The sequence below is a fragment of the Lysinibacillus sp. fls2-241-R2A-57 genome, from assembly GCF_030209535.1.
In the GTDB taxonomy this organism is placed as follows: domain Bacteria; phylum Bacillota; class Bacilli; order Bacillales_A; family Planococcaceae; genus Lysinibacillus.
Map to the genome: position 1 here is coordinate 1 of NZ_JARVRU010000043.1, position 23,767 is coordinate 23,767.

The following is a 23,767-nucleotide window of genomic DNA, read 5'->3' on the forward strand; positions in this document are numbered from 1 at the left end:
CTAGCTTTTCACAAAGTGCCACAAAATCAATGCGGTGGTACAAACTACTTTGAATCACTTCACCATTTGGATGATAAGAGGGGAATGGATTTTTAAATGCCGCATACGCATCTGTTCGCGCCTTTGTGATAAAAAATGCCTCTTTTCCGGCTATCTTTTTAAAATTTTCAAAGTTAAAATAACCTAAATCTTGTATACAAAGTTCTCGTTCTTCAATAAACGGAATTCTACTGGCGCCAATTTTAGCATCATTGATGTTTTTGAAAGCGACGTGAAGAAATGTCGACTGACCAGAAAAAACATCGTATTCAAACTGAATTTTCGCTGTTGCTTGTTGGGTCTTTTGTGTGCGCTTTTTGAAACGCTCTGGCACGCTCACGGTAGTGGAATCTAACACACGAAAACTTGTAAACGGCCATGGATCCGATAAAGAGAGCGTAGGAAGCTGTAGCTGTTGTTGTTCGTGTAAGAACTCTTGAATGACCCCCTGTAAAAAAGCAGTAGCTTCAGGTGTGAATTTTTTATCAACAGCTGCACGACTAATCAAAATATCTTGTTCTGTTAGTAATTTTGTACATAAATCTTGAATCGTACAATCTGCTAAATTACCATGAACATGAAAAAGTAAAGAAAGAAAATCACTTGCTGTTACAAGACGCTTCCTTTTGATAAAGCCAGTTTCCTTTGCAATTTCATCGACTCTTTCAGGACGAATGAATTCAAATAACTTACGGAGTAACTGTACATTTTTTGGTGTTGTCATAAAAAATGCTCCTTTCAAAAAAAGTTGGTATTTATCTATACCAACTTTTTGAAAGAAATACACATTTCTTTTCTTAAGTTGACAGCTATGGCGAGTGAAATACCCGCGTGAAGGGGGGAAATACCCGCGGAAGGAGTGAATACCCGCGCGAAGGGGGTAAATACCCGCGGAAGGAGTGAATACCCGCGCGACAAGTGTAAATACCCGCGGAAGCGAGTGAAATACCCGCGCGAAGAGGGTAAATATCCGCGGGCAGAGTGAATATCCACGGCTAGCGCGTAAAGTGTGGAGAATCAGCCCCACGCACACAAAGGATGAACTCCTGTGCGTGCAAACCAACACCTCAAGAAGAGCGGAAAAACGGCTTCATATATTCCACTAAATTTTCAGGTAAATGATAAACGCGATTTTTATAAGAACCACTAAAGGGAAATTGAAATTTTTTAAGTAAGCGATTTGCAGCATCACTGGAATGAATATTGAAAAATTCTCGTAACTGCTTATTTGTAATGGTTGGTCTAACTAAATATCGGTAATCTTGCAAGGCTTCAGCAAAAATCTCTTCGCTTGCATAGTGACAACGCGAGCATATCCAAAGACCACGAACATAATGCATTTTAAACTTGTACTGGCATTTCGAACATAGCACGCCATGACGAAATCGCGAAGGATCGATAGGAGCCTGAATTTTCAATGGCTGATGTCTACTAAGAAGGTGTTGAGTAAGTTGAGTTAGCTGTTTATCACTTAAAAAAGCTTGTGAATATTTTTTAAAAAGGGAATGAAGATGTTTTTGAAGTCCTGAGACATGAAAAATTGGAATTGTATTTGGGTGGCTTGCAATAATGGCATTGGGATTAGCAATGATCACTGCACCCTCAATGGGGAGAGAATAGTTTTGAGAAATAACTTTTAGAAATTGCATATGTCGTTGGGTTTGAGTAATCGCATTAGGAAAACCCTCAACTGTTCCGTCTGGCTTCGTTCGTATACACTGGTGAGTAATATCGTCAAAATCAAGACGTCCGTTAATATTTTTAATCTCAACAACTAGCATAAAATTAGTGCAAATGAAAAGTGTATCGAGTTGATGTGAATGCTGTGCGGAATTCATTAGATTTAAATTATGCAATACGAAAAAAGTATAGGGGCATATTAATTCAAGCCACTCACGGTCAACTCTGCTTTCACCTGCAAAGCCTGCGTCGACTCTTCGAAATTGTTCATTATAATAGCTAAAATCTATATCCTTTTCTATTAACCTTCTTTTTAACGCCTCTAACCACATTAATTTTATAGGTTTCTCTCTAATAGCAATATTCATATGTCGTTCCCTCCTATAATTTTTAAATCGTATTTTACATTAAAATCTCCACCTGTCCAATAAAAAAACGATGCAGAAATTTGCATCGTTAAATCAAGTTCAATCATTTTTTAGTTTTGGTCGTTCTTTCATATCGTGTGAGAAGCGTTCCAATAGCTGATCTAAAGAAACTCCCTCAGCTAATAGCTCGGCTAATAATTGCTCTGCATATTTTGAGCGTTTTATCTTTAACGTCCCTTTTAAAAGTACAGAGATGTGCTCGCCAATTTCTTGAACTTTATGTACGACAACATGGAAAGGAGCGGGATCATTATCTGGGGATGAAATAACTGCACGTACATTAAAAACAGTAGCATTCGCTAAAAGTTCATCAAAAGTTGAACGATATTGTCGGTCCATAAACAGTTCAAGAATCCAAGATTGATGGCTGTTTTCCTGGTTAATAATAATACCATCGACTAAAGGGAATGGTTGGATGCCATCTTTTGTGACAAGGTCAAAGGAAAGCATTTTAAATGTTTTCATTATGTAATATCCTCCTAAGTCAGTCATCCTTTTTAGTATAACATATTCCAATTGCCCTTGTTTGCGATAGGGTCAATGTTGGCTGTTCGCGCATTGTATCAATTACGTCTTGGCTTAATTGTTGCTGTCGCTTTGCTTTCGCACAGAAAACATTTGTAGCTGTCGCTTTGCTTTCGCTACAGATAAATTGCCACAGGAGCTGAATAAAGAAAAAAAACAGCGAAATTGCATATTTCAACAATTAGCATTGGCTATTACAGTCTTAAGCATTCAGTTCAAGAAAAGTTTAAATTATTGAAAAGTAAAAACCTCAATATAACCAATTTATGATTAAAAAATGAAGGAAATGATAAAAATCGACTTTTGTCAATGTTGGATTCTTTCTTGTAAGATGAGAGCAATCAAAAGCAAAGGAGGTGAACCAATGAACCAAGTCGGGATGGTCGGAAGGTTAACAAAAGATCCTGTGTTGCGACACTTATCTGGAAATCGCGTACAAACACATTTTTCTGTAGCCATTAATCGCAATTACAAAAACAGTCGAGGGGAAGTAGATGCTGACTTTATACTATGTTCAGTTTGGGGAAGGCTGGCAGAGCATATCGTGAAATATTGCGGAAAGGGCTCATTGATTGGAGTAAATGGCCGTATTCAATCAAGATCATTTTTAAATGAAGCAAGCAAAAAGGTTTTTATAACAGAAGTAGTCGTAGAAGATGTCCGATTTTATCAGCTTAAGCCAAGGGATAGTGACGGAGCTATTGTGCCACCAAAGCCACCTGATGAGCAGGAGGGCTTAAAGGATTTTGTGCTACCTGAAGAAATACAATTACCTGTAGTATAGCATCCTAAATGGTACATACGGAGCAAGTACAAGTTGTCTGATCCGCCATTCTCCTTTATTACTTGCACCGTAATGAATAGGAAGGAATGATGTATACCATTCATTAACGTAGATCATTGCTGAAGACCGCACATCGATGATCATTTTACACAACTAAATATAAATATGAAGTAAGTAGGGAAGAAGTAACAACAATAATCCACTGAAATTCGTGAAATTAAAAAGAGCGCCAAGAACATTTCTGCTCTTGGCGCACTACAAACCTCTAATAATCCAGCATCATTAAATCACGAAGTTCATGATCTTCTAGCTCAGTTAACCACTGGCTTGATTGAATTAGTTCTTCTGATAATGCAGATTTCTGGGCCAGCATTTTATCGATTTTCTCTTCGATGGTGCCAATTGTCACAAACTTATGCACTTGCACAAATTGTGTTTGCCCAATACGATATGCACGGTCTGTCGCTTGATTTTCAACGGCAGGGTTCCACCAGCGATCTGCGTGTAATACATGATTTGCAGCCGTTAAATTTAACCCTGTTCCACCTGCTTTTAAGGAAAGGATAAATATTGGGAACTCGCCTGCCTGAAAAGCCTCTACTAAACGGTCACGCTGTTGCTTAGGCATTGCACCTGTTAAGAAAGGAGCATCAACATTATATAGTTCACTAAAACAATGCTGTAGTAATTGTCCCATTCCAATATATTGTGTGAAAATGAGGCACTGCTCGCCATTGTCCACGATTTCTGCAGCCATTTGTACGATACGTTCTAATTTTACAGAACGAGTTAGTATTGTTTCGGCATCCTCGATAGGTTCTTTTAAATACAAGGCAGGATGATTACATAATTGCTTTAATTTACTGAGCATCTTTAAGACGCGTCCCTTTTTTTGAAAACCTGTTAATTGCTCAAGCTGATCGAGCGTCTCTAATATATAACCTTCGTATAGAGAAGCTTGTTCAGTTGTTAATGGGCAAAACTCATGAGACTCTTGTTTATCTGGTAAGTTAAGCTGTAAGTTTGGATCCCGCTTTGTGCGACGAAGTAAAAATGGTTGGATTTTTGCACGTAGCTTCTGTTTATGTGACTCCGACTCATCTCGTTCTATCGGTAAAATAAATTCTTCGTTAAAGCGACCGAAGCTACCTAAATAGCCCTTATGAATAAAGTCAAAAATTGCCCATAGCTCCGATAAACGGTTTTCAACTGGTGTACCTGTCAGGGCAATATGATGCATACCATGTAGTTTACGAATAGCTCTTGACTGTAGTGTTTGCATATTTTTAATATTTTGAGCTTCATCTAGAACAACTGCTGCCCAATCCACTTCCTGTAAAAACTCAGCATCCTGTGATACCGTGCCGTAGGTAGATAAAATTACATGTGGTTTTTCTCTTTCTACCAGCTGTTTAAAAACATCCTCCTTCGCGCGATTTGCCTGATAATGCGTATGCACAATTAAGGAAGGAGCAAAACGCGCTATTTCCTTTTGCCAGTTGCCTAGCACTGAAGTAGGACAAATGATGATGGATGGTTTTGTATCCTCAATCGTTTCATAGAGATGAAGCAAATATGAAATAAGCTGAACGGTTTTACCAAGACCCATATCATCAGCAAGACAAGCACCAAAGCCTTGTTCACGCATGAAGACAAGCCATTCAAAGCCCTCGTGCTGATAAGGACGTAATTCAGCTTGCAAAGATATAGGAACCTGAACTGTTGGAAGCCCTTTTTTCTCCTGTAGCTGCTCCATATAGGATCTAAGCGATTGCTGCAACTCAAATGCAAAAATCGGGTCATCTCGCAATGCATCATCAGGATCCTCTTCGTCAAGAGGTAAGGATAAATCCTCTGGTAGCTCACGAAATAGCAATTCACGAACAGTCCAGCTTTCATCTTCTGCTTGCTGCATCAACGTACGCATTTCGTGCATCCAGTTCGCATCTACACGAAACCACTCTGTACCAATACGAATGAACTCACGTTTCTCCTCCACAAGCTTTTTAAATTGCTCAGGTGAAATGGACTGTCCATTCATAGAAAACTGCCATTTGAACGTTAAAATATCATCTAGTCCAGCAACCTTCTTTGTCGATACATTACCAGTACTTACACGAACACGCATTTTTGACTGTTTTAAATCCTTTAGCCAAGCTGGTAATACAACATCAAAGCCGAGTGCCTGTAATCTTGCTAAATCTTCACGTAAAAATGTTCGAACTTGTAAATCCTCAAGCATAATACGGATGAAAATATCGCTACGTAAATCTTCAATAGAAAGAAGATCTACAATTTGTCCTTGTTGTTGTTTAATAGCTTCAGCATACATCTGCCATTTTGCCGGTAGAGCGTCAGCGATTGGTAGCGACTGCTTTCGCATTGCAGGCGTCCAGTAGTTTTTGGTCGTAGCCGTACTGAGTACCGTTTCTAGAAGCCAAACATCTGAATCTTCCTCAGGTTCACTTAAGCGTAGGGAGACAGTAACTGCACCTGCCTGTCGTTCCTGCTCTAATGGCCAACCACCACGTAAGAAAAATGGCACTAGCTTTGGTAAATCAGATAGTATAAGACCTGCTTGGCCAAGCTTTTGCTGCACGGCCATTTCTAATAAAGCTGTATCTATACCGTCTATAGGGAATGTTAGCGAAGAAAAATCATCTGCAATTGCAGCATACGACCAGAGCGAGGGCTCCTGCCAATACGTTTGTAAAGCCGACGCTTTTTCTAGCCATACCTGACTTTCTGCGTTCGCACCGTACCATTCAATAAAAGGATGTTGAAAACGCGATGAAAAAATATCTAGGAGCTCAGAGGTTGAAACTTCAACGGTAAGATCCGTACGATTGCTTAAAAGACCATAGATATTCGCCTCATAGTTAAAAAATAATGAAGAAATAAGTGAGTCTACATCCATTGCTGCACCATCAGCAGTAAAGCCCTGTAACGTAAAATATCCTTCCTGAACTGATTCAATACGTAGCTGTAGGTTTTTTGAAAACGGGGAAGGAGCATTTATAGTCATCATACTAAGTTTCCTTTCTCAATTTCTTCCTGTAATGCACGAAGTCGTTTATACTCTGCACGAATTGTTTGCATATATGTTTCAAAATAAGCCGTTTTGCCAGCACGTTTTGCAGCACTGCGCATACTTTTCCAAATTCGTACAGCTTGTTTATAGTTCATACGTGATTTTTGTGAAATTTCAGCCATGGCATATAGATGATATAAGGGCAATACTGTTGCAGGAGCTGTTTGTAGCACATCCTTTAGTCCACACATTTCTAAATAAGAAAGGGAGGAAGGATTTAACTGATGGAGAGCTGCCCAATCACGGTAACGTCCCTTTTTAATAAGAAGGAATGAAAACGGCTGAAGCCCGTAAACACCAAATGCACTATATAATGTAACTTCCTCTTCCTCCGTAAGCTGTATATCTTCATACAAAAGCTGAAATTGCCGTACGTAATGAGCTCGCTGTACAACTGGTACAGTTTGCTGTAAAAAGACTTCGGTAAATGGTAGCATCGCACGTAAAATGATTGATTGTGAATATGACTCGCCAGCTCGCTTTGCAAAAGTCGCCAGCTCAAATAGATCCGTCATCTGTTGTACATCAATATGTGCAATGCTTTCCTGTAATAAATTCTCTTTTTGTAGCAGTACATAAAATAGCAGCTTTAATGACTGCAAGGAAATTTCTGGTGAAGGATCTTCAAGGTTATTTATAAGTGCTAATTCCCGTTCTCGTCGCGGCTTCTCATAAAAAAGTACTGCCCAAAGCAGCATATAAATTTGAAGTCGATTAGCAAACAATCCTTGTCGTTCCAATAAAAACTCTCTGACTAGTTCCTGAAGCGCATCATAAAATGGGTCAGTGGCAAAAAGTCGTGAACGACCAGTTAACTCTGTCAGTAAACTTTCGAATGATTGTACACTTTGATCAATAAAATATTTCATATAAGGAGAATCCAACGAGTGTCCTTGTGTTTCATTAACATGACGCCATATCGTATTAAAAATGGATAACTCCATGAAAAGCTTATAAAGTGGCTGCCACTCACGCTCGAATGGTAGATGTCGTCGAAGTCTCTCTAATGCATCAGTCCGTATAGCAGAAAGACCATAGCCATCTAGAATACGCCCAGGTGGCAATAATCGTTTCATTATTTCATTGACCATCAATTGCCAGCTTTCTGGACTCCGCTCATCTGCTAATGATTTTAATTGCACTGATTTTTGCGCACGCCAAGCACTTGACCAATCTTGCACAGAATCAAAATACTGATAAAGGGCAAGTAATGCGCCAACCTGATGTCTACACCATTTCAGCTGCGGACAGTTACAGCTCAACTCCTCTTTAGCAAAATCAATTTCTACAGAAGCAGGTCTGACATCCTGTACGCTTGCATATAATATAAAACTTGCTCCATTAAAACGTTCAAAGACAACTGATTTATTCCGCACCGAAAAAACAGCACGACGCACTAGCTCCTCGTCTTCAGTAGAGGAAGGATGTAATGCCTGTTCAGCTTCCTTTAACTTGGTAACGACAAACTCTTGATGTTCCTTAGCTATTTGGGCAATAGACAATGCCATAACCTCACTCCTTTCAGTGGACATTTAAGTATGAAGGAAAAAAGACTGTCCTTCCATTATACGATTAAAATACGGACATGATAAGCCGAATGATTTGAAAGAAAAAAATCAAGGAGAAGATAGTTAACAAGATTATTGATATGTGTTAAAATCTGAATAATCAGATAAATAAGGGAGGGATAAATGATGATGCAAGTTCAATATATGAAGCCATTTTACACAAAAATCACTGGAGATAAATTACGTCTAGTGTTTGCTTATCAATATTTCTCTATTTTAAAAGAGAATGAGATTTTTCATTTCATTCCGATTGAAGGTAAAGAGATGATTATCAACTTGAATACACAGCAAATTGAAAATTTATCTGAGGTATTTGTTTTCCAAAAGGGGAATCGTTTTATCCGACTACCACTATATCAATTATTATTAATTACAAATGTTCATGAGCATCTAGCGCCAATTCTTGAAAATGCTACACCTAAGCCACAGCTACCGCTTGTTTCTTCAGTGACTGTCGGCGAAGTAGATCAGCTCATTACAGAATTAGAACAGAAGAACTATGATTATTTAATCGATCAGGCATTACTAGATAACAATAAAGAGCTCTTTTTTGATCTTCTACAACAAAAGAACCAACAACTCGGAGGTTTCTAAAATTGAATACACGGTATTGCAATTAAGCACCTACTTTTCACATGTGAGAAGCGGGTGCTTTTATAAATTGTTGTTGATAGGTCTAAAGTCTGGAAATTAGAAATGAATTAGAAACCATCACTATATAGAACCTACTAAATTAGAATACATTACCAAAATTAACTAAAATGAGTTGGACATAAACCGATATAAATAAAAATAAAGGTGGTGAAATTATGCTTGGAAAATGGTCAGCAACGGGTTTATCAATCTTAAATAATATGAACAGACATTACGGTGCAATGAGTAAGTCAATGCTACGAATTTCTTCAGGTTACCGAATCAATAGTGCAGCAGATGATCCAGCAGGGCTCGCGATTTCCGAAAAAATGCGTGCACAAATTCGTGGACTAAATATGTCAGCGAAAAATATCCAGGACGGTATTTCACTTGTTCAAACAGCTGAAGGTGCACTGAATGAAACACATGCAATGATTCAACGCATGCGCGAACTAGCAATCGAAGCGGCCAACGATACATTAACGGATAGTGATCGGGAGAAGCTCGATTTAGAATTTCAGGAGTTAAAAAAAGAAATTCAGCGCACCTCGAAGGATACTGAATTTAATACAAAGACCCTACTGAATGGTGATTATTCGACAAACGGTATTAAAATTCAGGCGGGTGCCAACTCAGGTCAAAGCATCGAGCTATTCATTAACGATATGGGAGCTGGAGCACTTGGCTTGGATGATACCACATCCATTGCAACTCGTGACAATGCCGACAAAGCCATTTCCACTATGGACGAGGCATTAAAGCGCGTGTCAAACGAACGCTCAAGACTAGGTGCCTACCAAAATCGCCTAGAGCATGCCTATAATGCAAACGTAAACACAGCGGAAAACTTACAAGACGCAGAGTCCCGCATTCGCGATGCAGATATCGCAAAAGAAATGATGAACATGGTAAAAGCACAAATCCTAATGCAGGCAAGTCAATACGTACTAGCAATGCACCTACAACAAGCACAATCAATCTTAAAACTACTCGAAAGCGGAACAATCAGGAATCCCCGATAGTAAAGGTGATTCCTTTTTTGATTTGGGGTAATCGATGATAGAAGGGCGGCAATCGCTGATAAAAAAAGAACACCGCTGATAAAAGTGGAGCAATCGCTGATAAAAAGTGAATATCGCTGATAAAAGAGCAGCAATTGCTGATAAAAAGAGACCCCCGCTGATAAAAGTGGAGTAATCGCTGATAAAAAGAGAACACCGCTGATAAAAGTGGAGTAATCGCTGATAAAAAGAAAACATCGCTGATAAAAGAGCAGCAATCGCTGATAAAAAGAAAACATCGCTGATAAAAGAGCCCAAATCGCTGATAAAAAGAGAACACCGCTGATAAAAGAGCCTAAATCGCTGATAAAAAGAGAATACCGCTGATAAAAGTACCCCAATCGCTGATAAAAAGAGAACACCGCTGATAAAGGTGCCTCAATCGCTGATAAAAAGAAAACATCGCTGATAAAAGAGCCCGAATCGCTGATAAAAAGAAAACACCGCTGATAAGAGTACCTCAATCGCTGATAAAAAGTAAAAACCGCCGATTAACATACCAAAACCGATGACAGACATGCTATAATCGCTGCAAGGGTCGTGAATTATCTGATAAATCTAACAAAATTTTAAATAGAAAAGGAGAGAATTAATTGATCATAAAACCCTTCGCACCATCTCCGTTGACAAAAGGACTTCAAGCACTCGTGACTCGGTTACACCCTACGCACCCACAATATCAAAATCTTCAGCAGGAACAAAAAAATAAAGAAGCTGGCGATTTTGGAGAGCAATATGTAATGAATGAACTGCGGCAAACAGCATTATTAAACGATTGCCACATTTTCCACAATGTAATTCTTCCCTCTGTTCTTCCCATGCAAATCGATATTTTAATAATTGTCCCCAACGCTATCATACTATTAGAAATTAAAAATATTCGTGGAACTGTACATTTAAAAAATGACCCGCGTCAGCTCATTCGTACCTCAGAATCTGGAGAGGTTCATGTCTTTACGCATCCCGAAATTCAACTTGAACAGTATATTAAAGGAATGAAACATTTCTTAGATACGCAAAATATTTCTATACCTATATTTGGCGCTGTTGTTTTCCCTTTTAATAATGTCAATATTCATCGAGAGGACAGCGGATTGCCGATTTTAATGGCAAAAGAGCTACCGCTATTTCTGCATAAACATATAGAGAAAAGCAAAGAGACAACAACAATGAACGAAATTAAACACATTATTTTGTCACATTTAAGGGACAGAACGCCATTTCCACTTTGCCAATACTATAAAATTGATGTCTCTGCTTTGCGACGGGGTGTTCATTGTGAAAATTGTGGTCAGTTGGGGATGAAGAAATTGAAAACAGTTTGGCATTGTGAGAAGTGCCAATATCGATGTCCCGATGCTCATATTCAGGCGCTAAAAGATTATTATATGCTTGTTGGCGAAACGATAACGAATCGTGAATGCCGCGATTTTTTGACTATAGAGAGTGGGCATGTAACCAAACGGATTTTACAAAAATTACAATTGCCACGTAGCGGATCTAACAAGAACACTAGGTATCAATTGTCTGGTTTATACGTGAATCGCTGATAAAACCCAGAAAATCGCTGATAAAACCAACATAATCGCTGATAAAACTCAAAAAACCGCTGATAAACGCGCCGCCACCGCCACCAACCAACAAAACTTTTGCAAATCGGACACAGAAAACAGCTTCAAAATAACAAATTGATTCACACTTTCCCTTGAAAGATGTATACTATAATGCAGAACAAAAATGCACTATGCATTTATAGAACATATAATTTAACTACTCGTTTTTGAAAACGGAAGGAAGAATAGAGAATGACGAAATCAATTTGTGTCGTTGGACTTGGCTACATCGGGTTACCAACGGCTGTAATGTTTGCCAACCACGGCATAAAAGTACATGGGGTGGACGTAAACCCAGCAGCAGTAAAAAGTATTCAAGAGAAAAAACTTCATATTGAAGAAAACGGATTACAGGAGCGCTTAAACAAAGCAGTAGATGAAGGTTTCCTAACGGCGTCAACGACACCACAGGAAGCGGACGTGTTCATCGTTGCTGTACCATCGCCAATCAATCCTGATAATACAGCGAATTTAGAATATGTACGTCAAGCTACGGCTTCGGTTGTGCCATACTTGAAAAAAGGTAACCTTGTAATTCTTGAATCGACAGTACCACCGAAAACAGTGGAGCACATTATGCTACCTGAACTGATCAAGGCAAATCTTGAATTTGGTGTAGATTTATTCGTATCACATTCACCAGAGCGTGTTATTCCTGGTCGTATTTTTGAAGAGTTAGTGAACAACGACCGTATCGTTGGTGGTATTGATGAGACATCTGCACAAATGACAAAAGAGCTTTATCAAACATTTGTGAATGGTACAATTCACCTTACGGATGCAACTACAGCTGAGTTAGTAAAAGTAATGGAAAACACTTACCGTGATGTAAATATTGCGTTTGCGAATGAGCTAGCGAAATTAGCAGAGAAGCTTGATGTGAACATTTGGGAAGCGATTAAATTTGCGAACTATCACCCACGTGTAAATGTTCACTTCCCAGGCCCAGGTGTAGGTGGTCACTGTATCGCAGTTGACCCTTGGTTCCTAGTAGAGCTTGGTGGCGAAACGGCACAAATTATTCACCTATCTCGTAATACGAATGATAGTATGCCAAGCTTTACAGCACAAAAAACACAAGCAATCTTAAATCAAAACAAAATTGCTGGTGGCAAAGTAGCTGTTCTTGGACTAGCCTTCAAAGGAAACGTTGATGATATGCGCGAAAGTCCATCAACAATCGTTATTGACGAGTTACAAAATCTTGGATTAGAAGTTATTTCATACGATCCACACATTAAAGAAAACAAACATGCTACACAAACACAAAGCATAGAAGAAGCAACGAAAGATGCAGATATCATTTTAGTTTTAACAGATCATAATGAATTTAAAGCATTAGAAGCTGCAGAAATTACAACGAAATCTAAAATCATCTTTGATACGAAAAACTGCTTAAAACGCGATAAATGGGAAGAAGCAGGCTTCCAGTTCCACCTTCTAGGAGATGCGAAAAACCGATGAAAGAAACAGTACTTGGCATCAATGTCAATACGGAAGGCTACGATGAATTAATGGATATGGCATTTGAGCGCATTGAAAAAAAACAAAAGGCGCTCGTTGTTGCCATCAATCCAGAAAAGATTATTAAGGCAAAAGAAGACCCTGCTCTAAAGAAGCTTCTTAACGATGCGGAATTTCAAATTCCAGATGGCATTGGCGTAATTCTTGCTTCAAAAATTCAAAAAGGGCAAATTCGTGAACGTGTTACAGGCGTCGATATGATGATGAAGCTTTGCGAGGAAGCGGCAAAACGTGGCAAGCCTATTTTCCTTTACGGAGGGAAACCAGGTGTAGCGGATGCAGCAAAAGCAAAGCTAGAATCATTATTCCCTTCTATTAAAATAGTCGGCACACAGGACGGCTATGAAAAGGATGAACAGAAGGTATTGGACCGCATTAACGAAGCACAGCCCGATTTACTTTTTGTAGCGATGGGAAGTCCAAAGCAAGAAAACTGGATCAATGCCAATCGTGATCAATTACATCCAACCATTTATCAAGGTGTGGGTGGATCATTTGATGTGCTTGCAGGTACAGTTAAGCGTGCACCAGAAATTTTCCAAAAATTTGGCCTTGAATGGTTTTATCGATTAATGAAAGAACCTAAGCGTATCAAGCGTCAAATCGCACTTCCATTATTTTTACTGGAAGTGGCAAGACAAAAACGCCAATAATTTTTAAAAAATGGTATTGTCGTTTTATATTGAAAGTGTTAGACTGTAGGTGTATAGGAATTTCCTCTATGAAATAAATAGAATTCCCTGCAAGGAAACAACGGTTGGTAGCCCAAGCGAAAAAAGCTCAAGCATTCATATGCTTGAGCTTTTTTCGTTATTTAAATTTATCTCGTATTAACGGGCAGTAATTTTTCTGTAAAGCGAAGCGCTAGGTACAAGACTCCCACCTCACCATCCAACGCAAGCAAAAAAATTAGGTGGAAGATTAACTGTTCGTAAAAGCCCAATTTTGGGGATGAAGAAACCCCACTGACTGAAGTTTCACTTTATATGATTTTAAGAAATTTGAACATTTATTGATAATGAACCAGAATTTTGTTGGAAAAGTTACGTAATATCACTTGAAAAATAAGCGTAAATAGATAACAATGGTAAAAGAGAGTTGTATGTCCTTATTTTTCCGGGAGCGAATTAGAAACTTTCCCAAAATATGATTGACAACTTTTAGGGATACAACTATACTTTTATGTGTAGTTGTTTATTTACTGCATTTCTATGTAGTAGAAACATAATTTTTGAACTTAGAGGAGGAAATTTTTCTATGGCTAACCAACCAAAGAAATACAAAAAATTCGTAGCAACAGCTGCTACAGCTACATTAGTAGCATCTGCAATCGTACCAGTGGCTTCTGCAGCAGGATTCACAGACGTAGCAGGTAACTCACACGAGGCATCAATTAATGCTTTAGCTGATAAAGGTATCATCAATGGATACGCTGACGGCACATTCAAACCAAACCAAACTATTAACCGTGGTCAAGTAGTTAAATTATTAGGCCGTTGGTTAGAAACTGAAGGCTTTGAAGTTCCAGCTGACTGGGATACAAAACAACGCTTCAACGATCTTCCATTAACAGCTGAAAAAGAATTAGTAAAATATGCTGCTCTTTCTAAAGATGAAGGCGTATTCGCTGGTTCAAACGGCAACTTAAACTTCACGCAAAATATGCAACGTCAACAAATGGCAGTTGTTTTAGTGCGTGCTATCAACGAAATCTATGAAATTGATTTAGTAAAAGAATACAAAGCAAAAGGTTTCAAGAGCGAAATCGCTGACCTAGACAAAGCTTTCTCTGCTGAACAACGTGAAGCAATCACTGCTTTAGAGTATGCTGAACTTACAAATGCAGCTAAGCTACCAGGTAAATCATTCAAACCAACTGACTCTATTACTCGTGGTCAATTTGCTTCATTCTTAGACCGTACAATCAATCTTGAATTACCAGACAATGCAAAAGCTTCTGTAAAAGCTATCAACAACACAACTGTTGAAATTACATTTGACAAAGAAGTTGAAAACGTACAAGCTCTTAACTTCGAAATCAAAGATCTAGAAGTTAAAAACGCAGCTGTAAAACAAACTAACAAAAAAGTTGTTGTTTTAACTACTGCACCACAAACAGCTGATAAAGAGTACACTGTATCTCTTGGCGGCGACCAAATCGGTAAATTCAAAGGTGTATCAGCTGTAATTCCAACTAAAGTTGAAGTAATTACTCCTGCTGCTCAAGGTAAACTTGGTCAACAAGCAACTGTAAAAGCACAAGTTACTGTAGCTGAAGGTCAATCTAAAGCTGGTATCCCTGTAACTTTCTACGTACCAGGTAACAACAACGATGGCGTTACACCAACATTAACTGGTGAAGCAATCACTGATGAAAACGGTGTAGCAACTTATTCTTTCACTCGTTACAAAGACGGTACTGATGAAGTAACTGCATATGCAACTGGTGACCGTTCTAAATTCTCAATTGGTTATGTATTCTGGGGTGTTGACACAATCCTAGCGGTTGATGAAGTAACTACAGGTGCTACAATCAACAACGGTGCTAACAAAACTTACAAAGTTACTTACAAAAACCCTAAAACTGGTAAACCAGAAGCTAACAAAACATTCAATGTAGGTTTCATGGAAAACATGAACGTTACTTCTGATAAAGTATCAAACGCAACAGTTAATGGTGTTAATGCTCTTCAATTAAGCAACAACACTGGTTTAGCTACAGCTAAAATCACTACTGACTCTAAAGGTGAAGCTACATTCACTGTATCAGGTGCAAACACAGCTGTTACTCCAGTAGTATTTGCTGAAAACGACACTAAAAATGAAAAATTAGAAGTTTATAAAGCATCAGCTTTACAAGCAACTGCTTCTAAAGTAACATTCGGTGCACTACAAGCTCAATACACAATCGAAATGACTCGTGAAGGCGGCGAAGTAGCAGCACGTTATGCTGAAAATGGTCGTGAATACAAAGTTATCGTTAAAGATAAAGATGGCAAATTAGCTAAAAACGAAATCGTTAACGTAGCATTGAATGAAGATTTAGACCGTGTAATTAGCACAAACTCTGATGCGAAATTCATTGAGGTTGACAAGAATGATAAACAATCTTACTACCCAACATCTGCTGCTGATGGCAAAAACACAGCTAAGCAAATTTCTGTAAAAACAAATGACAAAGGTGAAGCTACATTCATCATTGGTTCAGATAAAGAAAACGATTATGCAACTCCAATCGCTTGGATTGACATCAATACATCAAATGCTAAACAAGGTAAATTAGATGAAGGAGAGCCAAAAGCTATCGCTCCAATCTCTTACTTCCAAAATGCATACCTTGATGGCGGAGCTGTTAAAGCATACAATGATGCTAAAGATGCAACTAAAGCAGTAACTGAATTCAAAGGAAATGAAGTTGCTACATTCCGTGCTGAACTTGTGAACCAAAGTAACAAAAAAGTGCCAAATACTAGCATCAAAAAAGTTACTTACACAATCTTCAATACAGGTGCTAATGATGTAAAAGTTGGAAATGAAATCATTTCTTCGAATCGTAGCTTAACTGTAACTTATGATTCTCCAAATACTGACTTAAAAGTAGTAGCAGTTGATGGAAAATCAACTTCTGTAAAAGTGACTGCAACTGGTGTTGCACTTAACACTGATAACAAAGATTATGCATTTACTTCTAAAGAAGCAACTGCAAAATTCACTTCAACTACAGATGTAGATAAACAAATTACTGCTGATGTTGTAGAAGTTAACGATAAAGAATTAGTATTTGCTGGTAAAGATCCTATCAAACTAAAAGATGCTAAATTCTACGGTGGTAACGGTGCTGAAATTATTGGTGTGGACGCATTTATCAAGGAGTTAGAATCTTACGATAAAGGTGTAGTTGTAACATATCAAGAAGATGCTGAAGGTAAAAAATCATTTAAAGTAGTTCGTGCTGGTACTGCAGGTAAAGTAAATGAAGCTGCATTAAAATTATCTTCTGCAAAAATCACTAAAGAAGCATCTGCTGCTAAAACTACAACAACTGCAACTGCTACAATTGCTACATTTAATGTAGGTGATACATTAAAAGTTAACGGTAAAGCATATACTTATAATGTAAATGCTTCTGCAAATGATGCTGCTGTTTATAGTTCTCTAGCAGATTTAGCTACAAAAATCACTAGTGATAAAGCTAATAATGGTGGAGTAACTGCTAAAGTTAATGGTTCATCTCTTGAGTTAACAGGAAATGATAAAGGTGAAAACTTCACTTATGTAAATGGTAACCTTGCTGCTGTAACAACTACTAATGGTGTAGTAGGTTCTGCAGCAGTTAACCAAGAAATTACATTCACATTCTCAACAGCTGTGAATGTAGCTACAGGTAACGCTGTAGAAATCAATGGTGTTGCTGGTACAGTAGCAAGCGTATCAGGCTCTGATGTTGTAGTAACAATTCCACAAGCAAATGCAATTGCTAAAGAAACTGCTGTTACTACTTTCAAAGTGAATGGTCAAGATTTAAAATCTAAACTTGCAGATAAAGCAGTAACAATTCCAACTGGTACTGATGCAGTAAAAGTTAAATAATCTTTTAACTTCAATGTATAGATATTTATAGTGCTTCGTTGAATTAGAAAAGGTAATGTGGTCTATCCCACATTACCTTTTTTGTGTTTGATTGCTGTGAAATCAACATAAAGAGCACTTCTTATAGTATAATATCAATATGTGAAAAAAATGACATTAGTTAAGGACGGTAGGTCAAAATGGAATTTACTGAGTCAATTAGAAAATATATATTGTCTGGGGTAGTTGCATTTATTGTAGTTGGTTTGATTGTTGCAAATGTGATGGCAAGCAAGCAAGACGAAAAATTTGCAGCCAATGAGGCTTTATATAATCAAGCAGTTCAATTGCAATCAGAAGGCAATTTTGAAGATGCTTGGGATGCAATTTCAAAGGTATTAAAGGAAGAACCAAATTCTGAAATAGCAAATTATTTAGCTGCAATTATAGCTGCTAATAAGAACGATCTGAAACAAGCAACGACATATATGCAAAAAACATTGGATATAAATCCTCATAAAGTAGAAGATCCTATGTTCATGATTCAACTTGGAGAATTATTTGTAGCTGTTGAAAGGTATGAAGATGCTAAAAAAGTTCTTTTACGTTGCCAAGATGGAGGTTGGGCACCAGAGGAAATACCAAATTATCAAGATCATGTTGCTTCTTTACTGGCACAAATCGAAAATTCGCAATAAAGGATGGTACATAAAGGATGAGTAAGTTCTACGAAAAAGTAGCTTATCGAGATGTTGAGGAAGATATTAAATCTCAAAAGTCTGTAGATAAATGGATATTTAGATTGCTTCTTGTTGTCATTGGCTTTGCGCCCTTAATCGTTATGGCAAGTGTTAAAGAAGTTCAAACTCCTCTAATTACAAATGTAACTGCTTTAACTGGTGGTGTAAAAGGTGATCTATTCACTCATTATAAAGCCTTATTTGTAGTGGGAATTACAATAATAGTAGCTATCATATTTATGGCTAAAATTTTGTTTATGAATGGCGGAATTCGCAAAACAAAACTGAATTATGCAATAGGAGCATTCGCGTTTGCTATTATTTTATCAACAATTTTCTCACCGAATATTTCAATTGCATTGCATGGAATGTATAACCAATCAGATGGTGCAATTAGCTGGTTATGTTATTTGTCTCTGTTCTTTATTGCAATGAATATTGAGTATCCGAAAAAAGCTCTAAACTATATTTTATATTCGCTTTATCCATTTGTGATTATTAATTTGTTTATCATTACAATGAATTTTTATGGGCATGATTTATTACAAAATAGTGCTATTAGTAAATTTGTAAAGTTGTTTTTACCTGAAGGGGCAGATATTACTGAAGGTTCTATTTTAGTGGGAACTTTAAATCAATGGAACTTTATGAGTGGAATGTTCGCAATTATGATAGTAATGTACCTAACAGCTGCTGTTTTAGAGAAAAATATTGGTCGAGCTATCGGACATTTAGTTATAGCTGTGATGTCAGTAGCTGTGATGTTGATGTCTATTTCAACAAGTGGTTTTTTAACAGTTTGTGTAATGATGATTGTCGTATTGTTTGTAGCATTTAGATCAGAAAAGAAAGCACAGAGCTTTGCGATGATTGCGGTATTTTTAGTAGCAAGTGCCCCTGTGTTTCATGTGCTTGCAAGTAAGGATGCACGTGTTTGGACTGAATCTGTAGGCTTTGTAATAAAATCTAATCCTTATACAAAGGAAGAGCCTGTGTCAGCTACAAGTATAAATACAGATGTAAAATTTGACTGGATGACAAAGGCTTATGCTGCCGAAAAATTTGAATTGCCTGTGTTGCCTGAGAGAGCTATTGGTGCTGGGACAGGGCGTGTTTATATTTGGGGTAAAGGCCTTGAATTAGTGAAAGATCGTCCCTTCCTTGGGTATGGGTTGGATACTTTTATGTATAATTTCCCGCATTATAATATTGATGCACGTGCTGGTATATTTGATGAAAATACAATTATTGATAAACCCCATAGTATGTATGTTGGCTGGCTATATGGAACAGGAATAATAGGTTTTTTATGTGGAATCATCATATTAACTTTTTCATTATTTAGCCCACTAAAAATTGCTATTAAATCTAATCATTCGATGATTTGGATATTAGGAATAGCATGGGGAGCGTATTTAGTCCAAGCGTTATTTAATGATAGCTTGCCAGGAATATCTGCAGGGATGTGGGTAATGGCTGGAATATTACTAGCTACTACTTTTAAAAAAACAACATGAACTAATAATAATGCAAAATAATTGCAGCTCAATAAAATAGGAGCTGCAATTATTTTGCAGATATATGCTGTCATCTGGCGAGGTGAAGATAAAAATTGAATTATAAGTTTAGATTGATTTCTTTATTAATCATCGATTCAATAATTGTTTTAATTTCTATTTTTTTAGCACATGTTTTCTTAAACCCGTTTAATCCAACAGTCGATTTGATGTTAGTGTTGAGTTCTATCATATTATTAATAAGTCATCACATATTATGCTTTTATTTTCACCTATATCAAAGAATTTGGAAGTATGCAAATATTGATGAATTAATAAGCTTGTGTAAAGTAGTTATTTTATCGATATTAATAACCGCAGCATCACAACTTATTTTCTTTAATGATTTATATGAAAGAGGACTTTTTTTAACGTTAATATTACATCTTGTATTCTTGTGTGGAATTAGATTATTTTGGAGGTATATACAATTAAGGCGAGATAATGTAATTCGTGAAAGTTCATTAAAAAGAAAAGCGACACTTATATTAGGAGCTGGGGTATCAGGCAGAAGTATTTCAGTAGAATTACAGAAAACAGACAGTGTTCTAAATCCAGTCGTTTTTTTAGATGATAATCCAAAACTGAAAAATTTAGAAATAAACGGCATACCTGTAGTTGGAAATTTAAAAGATTTAGAAGCTGTTGTAGAACATTACAATATAAAGCATATAATAATAGCTATGCCAAGCCTTAGAGGAGAGCAGTTACAACAGATAATTCAAAGATCTAAAAGAGTTTGTAAGGATGTTCAGTTGCTCCCTAAATATAGAGAGTTTGCTACTGGAGAATTGAGCTATAGTAAGTTTAGGGATGTATCCATTGAAGACTTATTAGGACGGGAACCTATCAAATTAAACAATGAAATTATCTCAGCACAAGTAAAAGACAGCATTATCTTAGTTACTGGTGCAGGAGGTTCTATAGGCTCTGAACTTTGTCGACAGTTAATTAAATACAATCCAAAAGAATTAGTATTAATTGATCATAGTGAATTTAATATATTTCAAATTAGGAATGAACTAGAAAGAATAAAATGTTCAACAGTAATTAAAACAGAAATATTGAATATTGAAAATAGAAGACGTGTATTTATGGTTGTTGAAAAACATAAACCAAAAATGGTCTTTCATGCCGCGGCGTACAAACATGTACCATTAATGGAGGGAAATGTATATTCGGCTGTGGCTACGAATATTTTTGGAACAAACAATATGGTGGATGCTTCTCACAATGCCGAGGTTGAAAAATTTGTTTTAATTTCAACCGATAAAGCCGTTAACCCTGAAAGCGTGATGGGAGTAACAAAACGTATTGCTGAACTGATTGTCAATGGAAAAAATATAAACTCTAAAACAAAGTATGCGTTTGTTCGATTTGGTAATGTACTAGGAAGTAGTGGAAGTGTTATTCCAATTTTTAAACAGCAAATTCAAAACGGAGGTCCCATTACTATAACTCATCCAGACATGACTAGATACTTTATGACAATTCCAGAAGCAACACAATTAGTCATACAAGCTACAAGTTATTCTGACGGTGGAGAAACTTTTGTATTAGACATGGGCGAACCAGTTAAAATTACAGATTTAGCCAAGAAACTAATTCATTTATCAGGTTTTACAGAGGAAGAAATTCCAATTGTTAATACGGGTATTCGACCAGGTGAAAAGATTCATGAAGAACTTTTTTATAAAAGTGAGCAACACTATAAACAAATCCATTCTAAAATATTTGTTTTTAATAATAACCAATACTTACAGAATGTTGATTACTTACAAGAAAATTATTTATCTTTGAATGAAAGTGAACTTCAGGATTTATTAAAGAAACTAATAAATGAAGAAACACAGTATACACCAGAGAGGTTAATACAAATATGAGTTATTTTATAAACTTAATTAAAGATCGTAATTTAATATTACAGTTAGCTAAGAATGATTTTAAGGTCAAGTACTTGGGATCTTATTTGGGGATTTTTTGGGCTTTTATAAATCCAATAATTTTAATCTTAATTTATTGGTTTGTATTTCAAATTGGTTTTAGATCCATGCCTGTAGACAACGTTCCGTTTGTTTTATGGTTGGTAGCAGGTATTGTTCCTTGGTTTTTTATATCAGAAGCAATAGCAGTAGGGACAAATTCTATATTAGATAATAGCTACTTAGTGAAAAAAGTCGTATTTAAGGTGAGCCTTCTTCCTATTATCAAACTTTTATCCAGTTTGTTTATTCATATAATTTTTTTAGTAGCTGGGATAGTCTTATTTTTTGTTTATGGATATAACCTTGATGTTTATTATTTACAAATATTCTATTTTTTAATTGCTTCTATTATTTTAGTATATGGAATTACATTGATTACATCATCGCTGGCTATTTTCTCAAAAGATGTAGGGCAAATTGTATCAGTGTTTATACAATTTGGTTTTTGGTTGACACCGATTTTTTGGTCATTCACTATTGTACCGCCTAGTATACAGTTTTGGTTTAAATTAAATCCAGTGTATTATTTGGTTGAAGGTTATCGTAATGTTTTCATATATAAGCGTTGGTTTTGGGAAGATCCATTGCTTACAATTTATTTTTGGTTGGTTACATTGTTTATTTTATGTATAGGTATATTTCTATTTAAAAAATTAAGACCTCATTTCTCAGATGTACTATAAGAAGGGAACGTCATGAAGAATATAAAAGAAAATGCAACTATAGTTGTTAGAGATTTAGATAAGGTATATAAACTTTATAATAATCCTAAGGATCGATTAAAAGAATCTTTAAGTTTTACACGTCGCAAATATCACACAGAGTTTTATGCTTTAAAAGGAATATCCTTTGATGTTAAAAAAGGTGAGACTTTTGGAATTATAGGTAAGAATGGTTCAGGGAAATCAACCTTATTAAAAATACTTACTGGTGTTTTAAGTTCCTCCGCCGGGATGGTTAAGGTAAATGGGAAAATTGCGGCATTACTAGAACTAGGTGCTGGCTTTAACTTAGAATATACAGGTATTGAGAATATTTACCTTCAAGGTGCAATCATGGGATATACTAAATCACAAATGGATGAAAGAGTAGACAGCATCTTGAAATTTGCTGATATCGGAGATTATGTATATCAACCTGTAAAAACTTATTCATCTGGAATGTTTGCTCGATTAGCATTTGCTGTAGCAATCAATGTTGATCCAGAAATTTTGATAATTGACGAAGCGTTGGCAGTAGGAGATATGAAATTTCAAGCAAAGTGTTTTAATAGGATGAATGAATTAAAGGAAAATGGAACAACCATTTTGTATGTAGGCCATGATGTATCTAGTATACGAACATTTTGTGATAAAGTATTGTGGATACATGAAGGTGAAATGGTGATGTATGGGCAAACATTAGAGGTAACTGCAGATTATATGAAATTTATGAATGATGAAGAGATTAGTAGTGATTCATCTTCTAATGATGAACAGTTATCTTTAACAGAAATGACTACACAATTTGAGGAAATCAATAGATGGGGCTCTCAAAAAGGAATTATTAAATACGTAGAGATATTTAACTCTAAAAATGAAAAAACGTCTGTTATTAACTTTGAAGAGAAAATGTTTATTAAGATTATTTCTGAAATACCGAGTGGAGTTAACTTGGATTTTTGTAGTATAGCATTTTCAATAAAAAATAAAGTTGGTACAGATTTAATGGTTAGCACCACCTATGATCATAAGCATAAATTATCAAAAATTAACGGTAAGATAATTGAGGTAATATTTGAATTTGAAAATTATTTACGTGATGATGACTATATACTAGTAGTTGCAATTGAAAATAGAGAGAATATTCAACCGGAATATTATGATTATATTGAAGGTGCTAAATATTTCAAAGTAATTAGTGAAAAGAAAATATTTGGTTATTTCCATCCACCCGTTAGTCAAACTATTAACTTTATCAAGGAGCAGTAAA

18 protein-coding genes are annotated in these 23,767 nt (G+C 36.4%); 12 read left to right on the plus strand and 6 right to left on the minus strand.

Features of this window, described 5'->3' with window-relative positions:
- The 4 genes from QRN68_RS09140 to QRN68_RS09155 all read right to left on the minus strand — a co-directional run.
- The coding region (locus tag QRN68_RS09140) for an IS4 family transposase (RefSeq protein ID WP_285396509.1) at positions 1–763 on the minus strand (763 nt) is incomplete at its 3' end.
- A 343-nt stretch (positions 764–1,106) separates the two neighbouring features.
- Complete coding sequence (locus tag QRN68_RS09145; RefSeq protein ID WP_285396510.1) at positions 1,107–2,087, minus strand: nuclease-related domain-containing protein; 981 nt, start codon at positions 2,085–2,087, stop codon at positions 1,107–1,109.
- A gap of 99 nt (positions 2,088–2,186) precedes the next feature.
- Positions 2,187–2,612, minus strand: coding sequence for a YwpF-like family protein (locus QRN68_RS09150; protein WP_285396511.1), 426 nt, complete (start codon positions 2,610–2,612; stop codon positions 2,187–2,189).
- A 19-nt stretch (positions 2,613–2,631) separates the two neighbouring features.
- Positions 2,632–2,850 carry a hypothetical protein gene (locus QRN68_RS09155; protein WP_285396513.1) on the minus strand — a complete coding sequence of 73 codons (219 nt, stop codon included), beginning with the start codon at positions 2,848–2,850 and terminating at the stop codon, positions 2,632–2,634.
- A gap of 186 nt (positions 2,851–3,036) precedes the next feature.
- Between QRN68_RS09155 and QRN68_RS09160 the strand changes: the two genes are divergently transcribed.
- On the plus strand, positions 3,037–3,456 hold the full coding sequence (locus QRN68_RS09160; RefSeq protein WP_285396514.1) for a single-stranded DNA-binding protein: 420 nt from the start codon (positions 3,037–3,039) through the stop codon (positions 3,454–3,456).
- A 265-nt stretch (positions 3,457–3,721) separates the two neighbouring features.
- Here the strand turns inward: QRN68_RS09160 and QRN68_RS09165 are convergent, their stop codons facing one another.
- Both QRN68_RS09165 and QRN68_RS09170 read right to left on the minus strand, forming a co-directional pair.
- Positions 3,722–6,484 carry a DEAD/DEAH box helicase gene (locus QRN68_RS09165; RefSeq protein ID WP_285396515.1) on the minus strand — a complete coding sequence of 921 codons (2,763 nt, stop codon included), beginning with the start codon at positions 6,482–6,484 and terminating at the stop codon, positions 3,722–3,724.
- The gene (locus tag QRN68_RS09170) at positions 6,481–8,055 is read right to left on the minus strand and encodes a hypothetical protein (protein WP_285396516.1); all 1,575 of its coding nucleotides are present in this window, start codon (positions 8,053–8,055) and stop codon (positions 6,481–6,483) included. Before QRN68_RS09170 ends, QRN68_RS09165 begins: the two co-directional genes overlap by 4 nt.
- Positions 8,056–8,241: 186 nt before the next feature.
- Here QRN68_RS09170 and QRN68_RS09175 point away from each other — a divergent pair, with 186 nt between their 5' ends.
- The 11 genes from QRN68_RS09175 to QRN68_RS09225 all read left to right on the plus strand — a co-directional run bounded on the left by QRN68_RS09175 (position 8,242) and on the right by QRN68_RS09225 (position 23,766).
- Positions 8,242–8,709, plus strand: coding sequence for a transcriptional regulator (locus QRN68_RS09175; protein WP_285396517.1), 468 nt, complete (start codon positions 8,242–8,244; stop codon positions 8,707–8,709).
- A 215-nt stretch (positions 8,710–8,924) separates the two neighbouring features.
- The gene (locus QRN68_RS09180; RefSeq protein ID WP_285396518.1) at positions 8,925–9,770 is read left to right on the plus strand and encodes a flagellin N-terminal helical domain-containing protein; all 846 of its coding nucleotides are present in this window, start codon (positions 8,925–8,927) and stop codon (positions 9,768–9,770) included.
- A 662-nt stretch (positions 9,771–10,432) separates the two neighbouring features.
- Complete coding sequence (locus QRN68_RS09185) at positions 10,433–11,359, plus strand: nuclease-related domain-containing protein (protein WP_285396519.1); 927 nt, start codon at positions 10,433–10,435, stop codon at positions 11,357–11,359.
- A 255-nt stretch (positions 11,360–11,614) separates the two neighbouring features.
- The gene (locus QRN68_RS09190) at positions 11,615–12,886 is read left to right on the plus strand and encodes a nucleotide sugar dehydrogenase (protein WP_285396520.1); all 1,272 of its coding nucleotides are present in this window, start codon (positions 11,615–11,617) and stop codon (positions 12,884–12,886) included.
- Entirely contained in the window at positions 12,883–13,599 is a 717-nt protein-coding gene (locus QRN68_RS09195; protein ID WP_285396522.1) for a WecB/TagA/CpsF family glycosyltransferase, read from the plus strand. The genes QRN68_RS09190 and QRN68_RS09195 overlap by 4 nt, the downstream gene beginning before the upstream one ends.
- 604 nt (positions 13,600–14,203) lie before the next feature.
- Positions 14,204–17,536 (plus strand): S-layer homology domain-containing protein, encoded by a 3,333-nt coding sequence (locus tag QRN68_RS09200; RefSeq protein ID WP_285396523.1) that lies wholly within the window; start codon positions 14,204–14,206, stop codon positions 17,534–17,536.
- Positions 17,537–17,715: 179 nt separating this feature from the next.
- On the plus strand, positions 17,716–18,213 hold the full coding sequence (locus QRN68_RS09205) for a tetratricopeptide repeat protein (protein ID WP_285396524.1): 498 nt from the start codon (positions 17,716–17,718) through the stop codon (positions 18,211–18,213).
- A gap of 17 nt (positions 18,214–18,230) precedes the next feature.
- Complete coding sequence (locus QRN68_RS09210) at positions 18,231–19,772, plus strand: O-antigen ligase family protein (RefSeq protein ID WP_285396526.1); 1,542 nt, start codon at positions 18,231–18,233, stop codon at positions 19,770–19,772.
- Positions 19,773–19,867: 95 nt separating this feature from the next.
- Positions 19,868–21,694 (plus strand): polysaccharide biosynthesis protein, encoded by a 1,827-nt coding sequence (locus QRN68_RS09215; protein WP_285396528.1) that lies wholly within the window; start codon positions 19,868–19,870, stop codon positions 21,692–21,694.
- Positions 21,691–22,479, plus strand: coding sequence for an ABC transporter permease (locus QRN68_RS09220; protein ID WP_285396529.1), 789 nt, complete (start codon positions 21,691–21,693; stop codon positions 22,477–22,479). Before QRN68_RS09215 ends, QRN68_RS09220 begins: the two co-directional genes overlap by 4 nt.
- A gap of 12 nt (positions 22,480–22,491) precedes the next feature.
- Entirely contained in the window at positions 22,492–23,766 is a 1,275-nt protein-coding gene (locus QRN68_RS09225; protein WP_285396530.1) for an ABC transporter ATP-binding protein, read from the plus strand.
- The last annotated feature ends 1 nt before the right edge of the window (position 23,767 follow it).

Excerpts from the sequence above, each read along its gene's own strand:
- QRN68_RS09145 (WP_285396510.1), bottom strand. The coding sequence starts at position 2,087 with ATGAATATTGCTATTAGAGAGAAACCTATAAAATTAATGTGGTTAGAG.
- QRN68_RS09150 (WP_285396511.1), bottom strand. The coding sequence starts at position 2,612 with ATGAAAACATTTAAAATGCTTTCCTTTGACCTTGTCACAAAAGATGGC.
- QRN68_RS09160 (WP_285396514.1), top strand. The coding sequence starts at position 3,037 with ATGAACCAAGTCGGGATGGTCGGAAGGTTAACAAAAGATCCTGTGTTG.
- QRN68_RS09165 (WP_285396515.1), bottom strand. The coding sequence starts at position 6,484 with ATGATGACTATAAATGCTCCTTCCCCGTTTTCAAAAAACCTACAGCTA.
- QRN68_RS09170 (WP_285396516.1), bottom strand. The coding sequence starts at position 8,055 with ATGGCATTGTCTATTGCCCAAATAGCTAAGGAACATCAAGAGTTTGTC.
- QRN68_RS09175 (WP_285396517.1), top strand. The coding sequence starts at position 8,242 with ATGATGCAAGTTCAATATATGAAGCCATTTTACACAAAAATCACTGGA.
- QRN68_RS09180 (WP_285396518.1), top strand. The coding sequence starts at position 8,925 with ATGCTTGGAAAATGGTCAGCAACGGGTTTATCAATCTTAAATAATATG.
- QRN68_RS09190 (WP_285396520.1), top strand. The coding sequence starts at position 11,615 with ATGACGAAATCAATTTGTGTCGTTGGACTTGGCTACATCGGGTTACCA.
- QRN68_RS09195 (WP_285396522.1), top strand. The coding sequence starts at position 12,883 with ATGAAAGAAACAGTACTTGGCATCAATGTCAATACGGAAGGCTACGAT.
- QRN68_RS09200 (WP_285396523.1), top strand. The coding sequence starts at position 14,204 with ATGGCTAACCAACCAAAGAAATACAAAAAATTCGTAGCAACAGCTGCT.
- QRN68_RS09205 (WP_285396524.1), top strand. The coding sequence starts at position 17,716 with ATGGAATTTACTGAGTCAATTAGAAAATATATATTGTCTGGGGTAGTT.
- QRN68_RS09210 (WP_285396526.1), top strand. The coding sequence starts at position 18,231 with ATGAGTAAGTTCTACGAAAAAGTAGCTTATCGAGATGTTGAGGAAGAT.
- QRN68_RS09220 (WP_285396529.1), top strand. The coding sequence starts at position 21,691 with ATGAGTTATTTTATAAACTTAATTAAAGATCGTAATTTAATATTACAG.
- QRN68_RS09225 (WP_285396530.1), top strand. The coding sequence starts at position 22,492 with ATGAAGAATATAAAAGAAAATGCAACTATAGTTGTTAGAGATTTAGAT.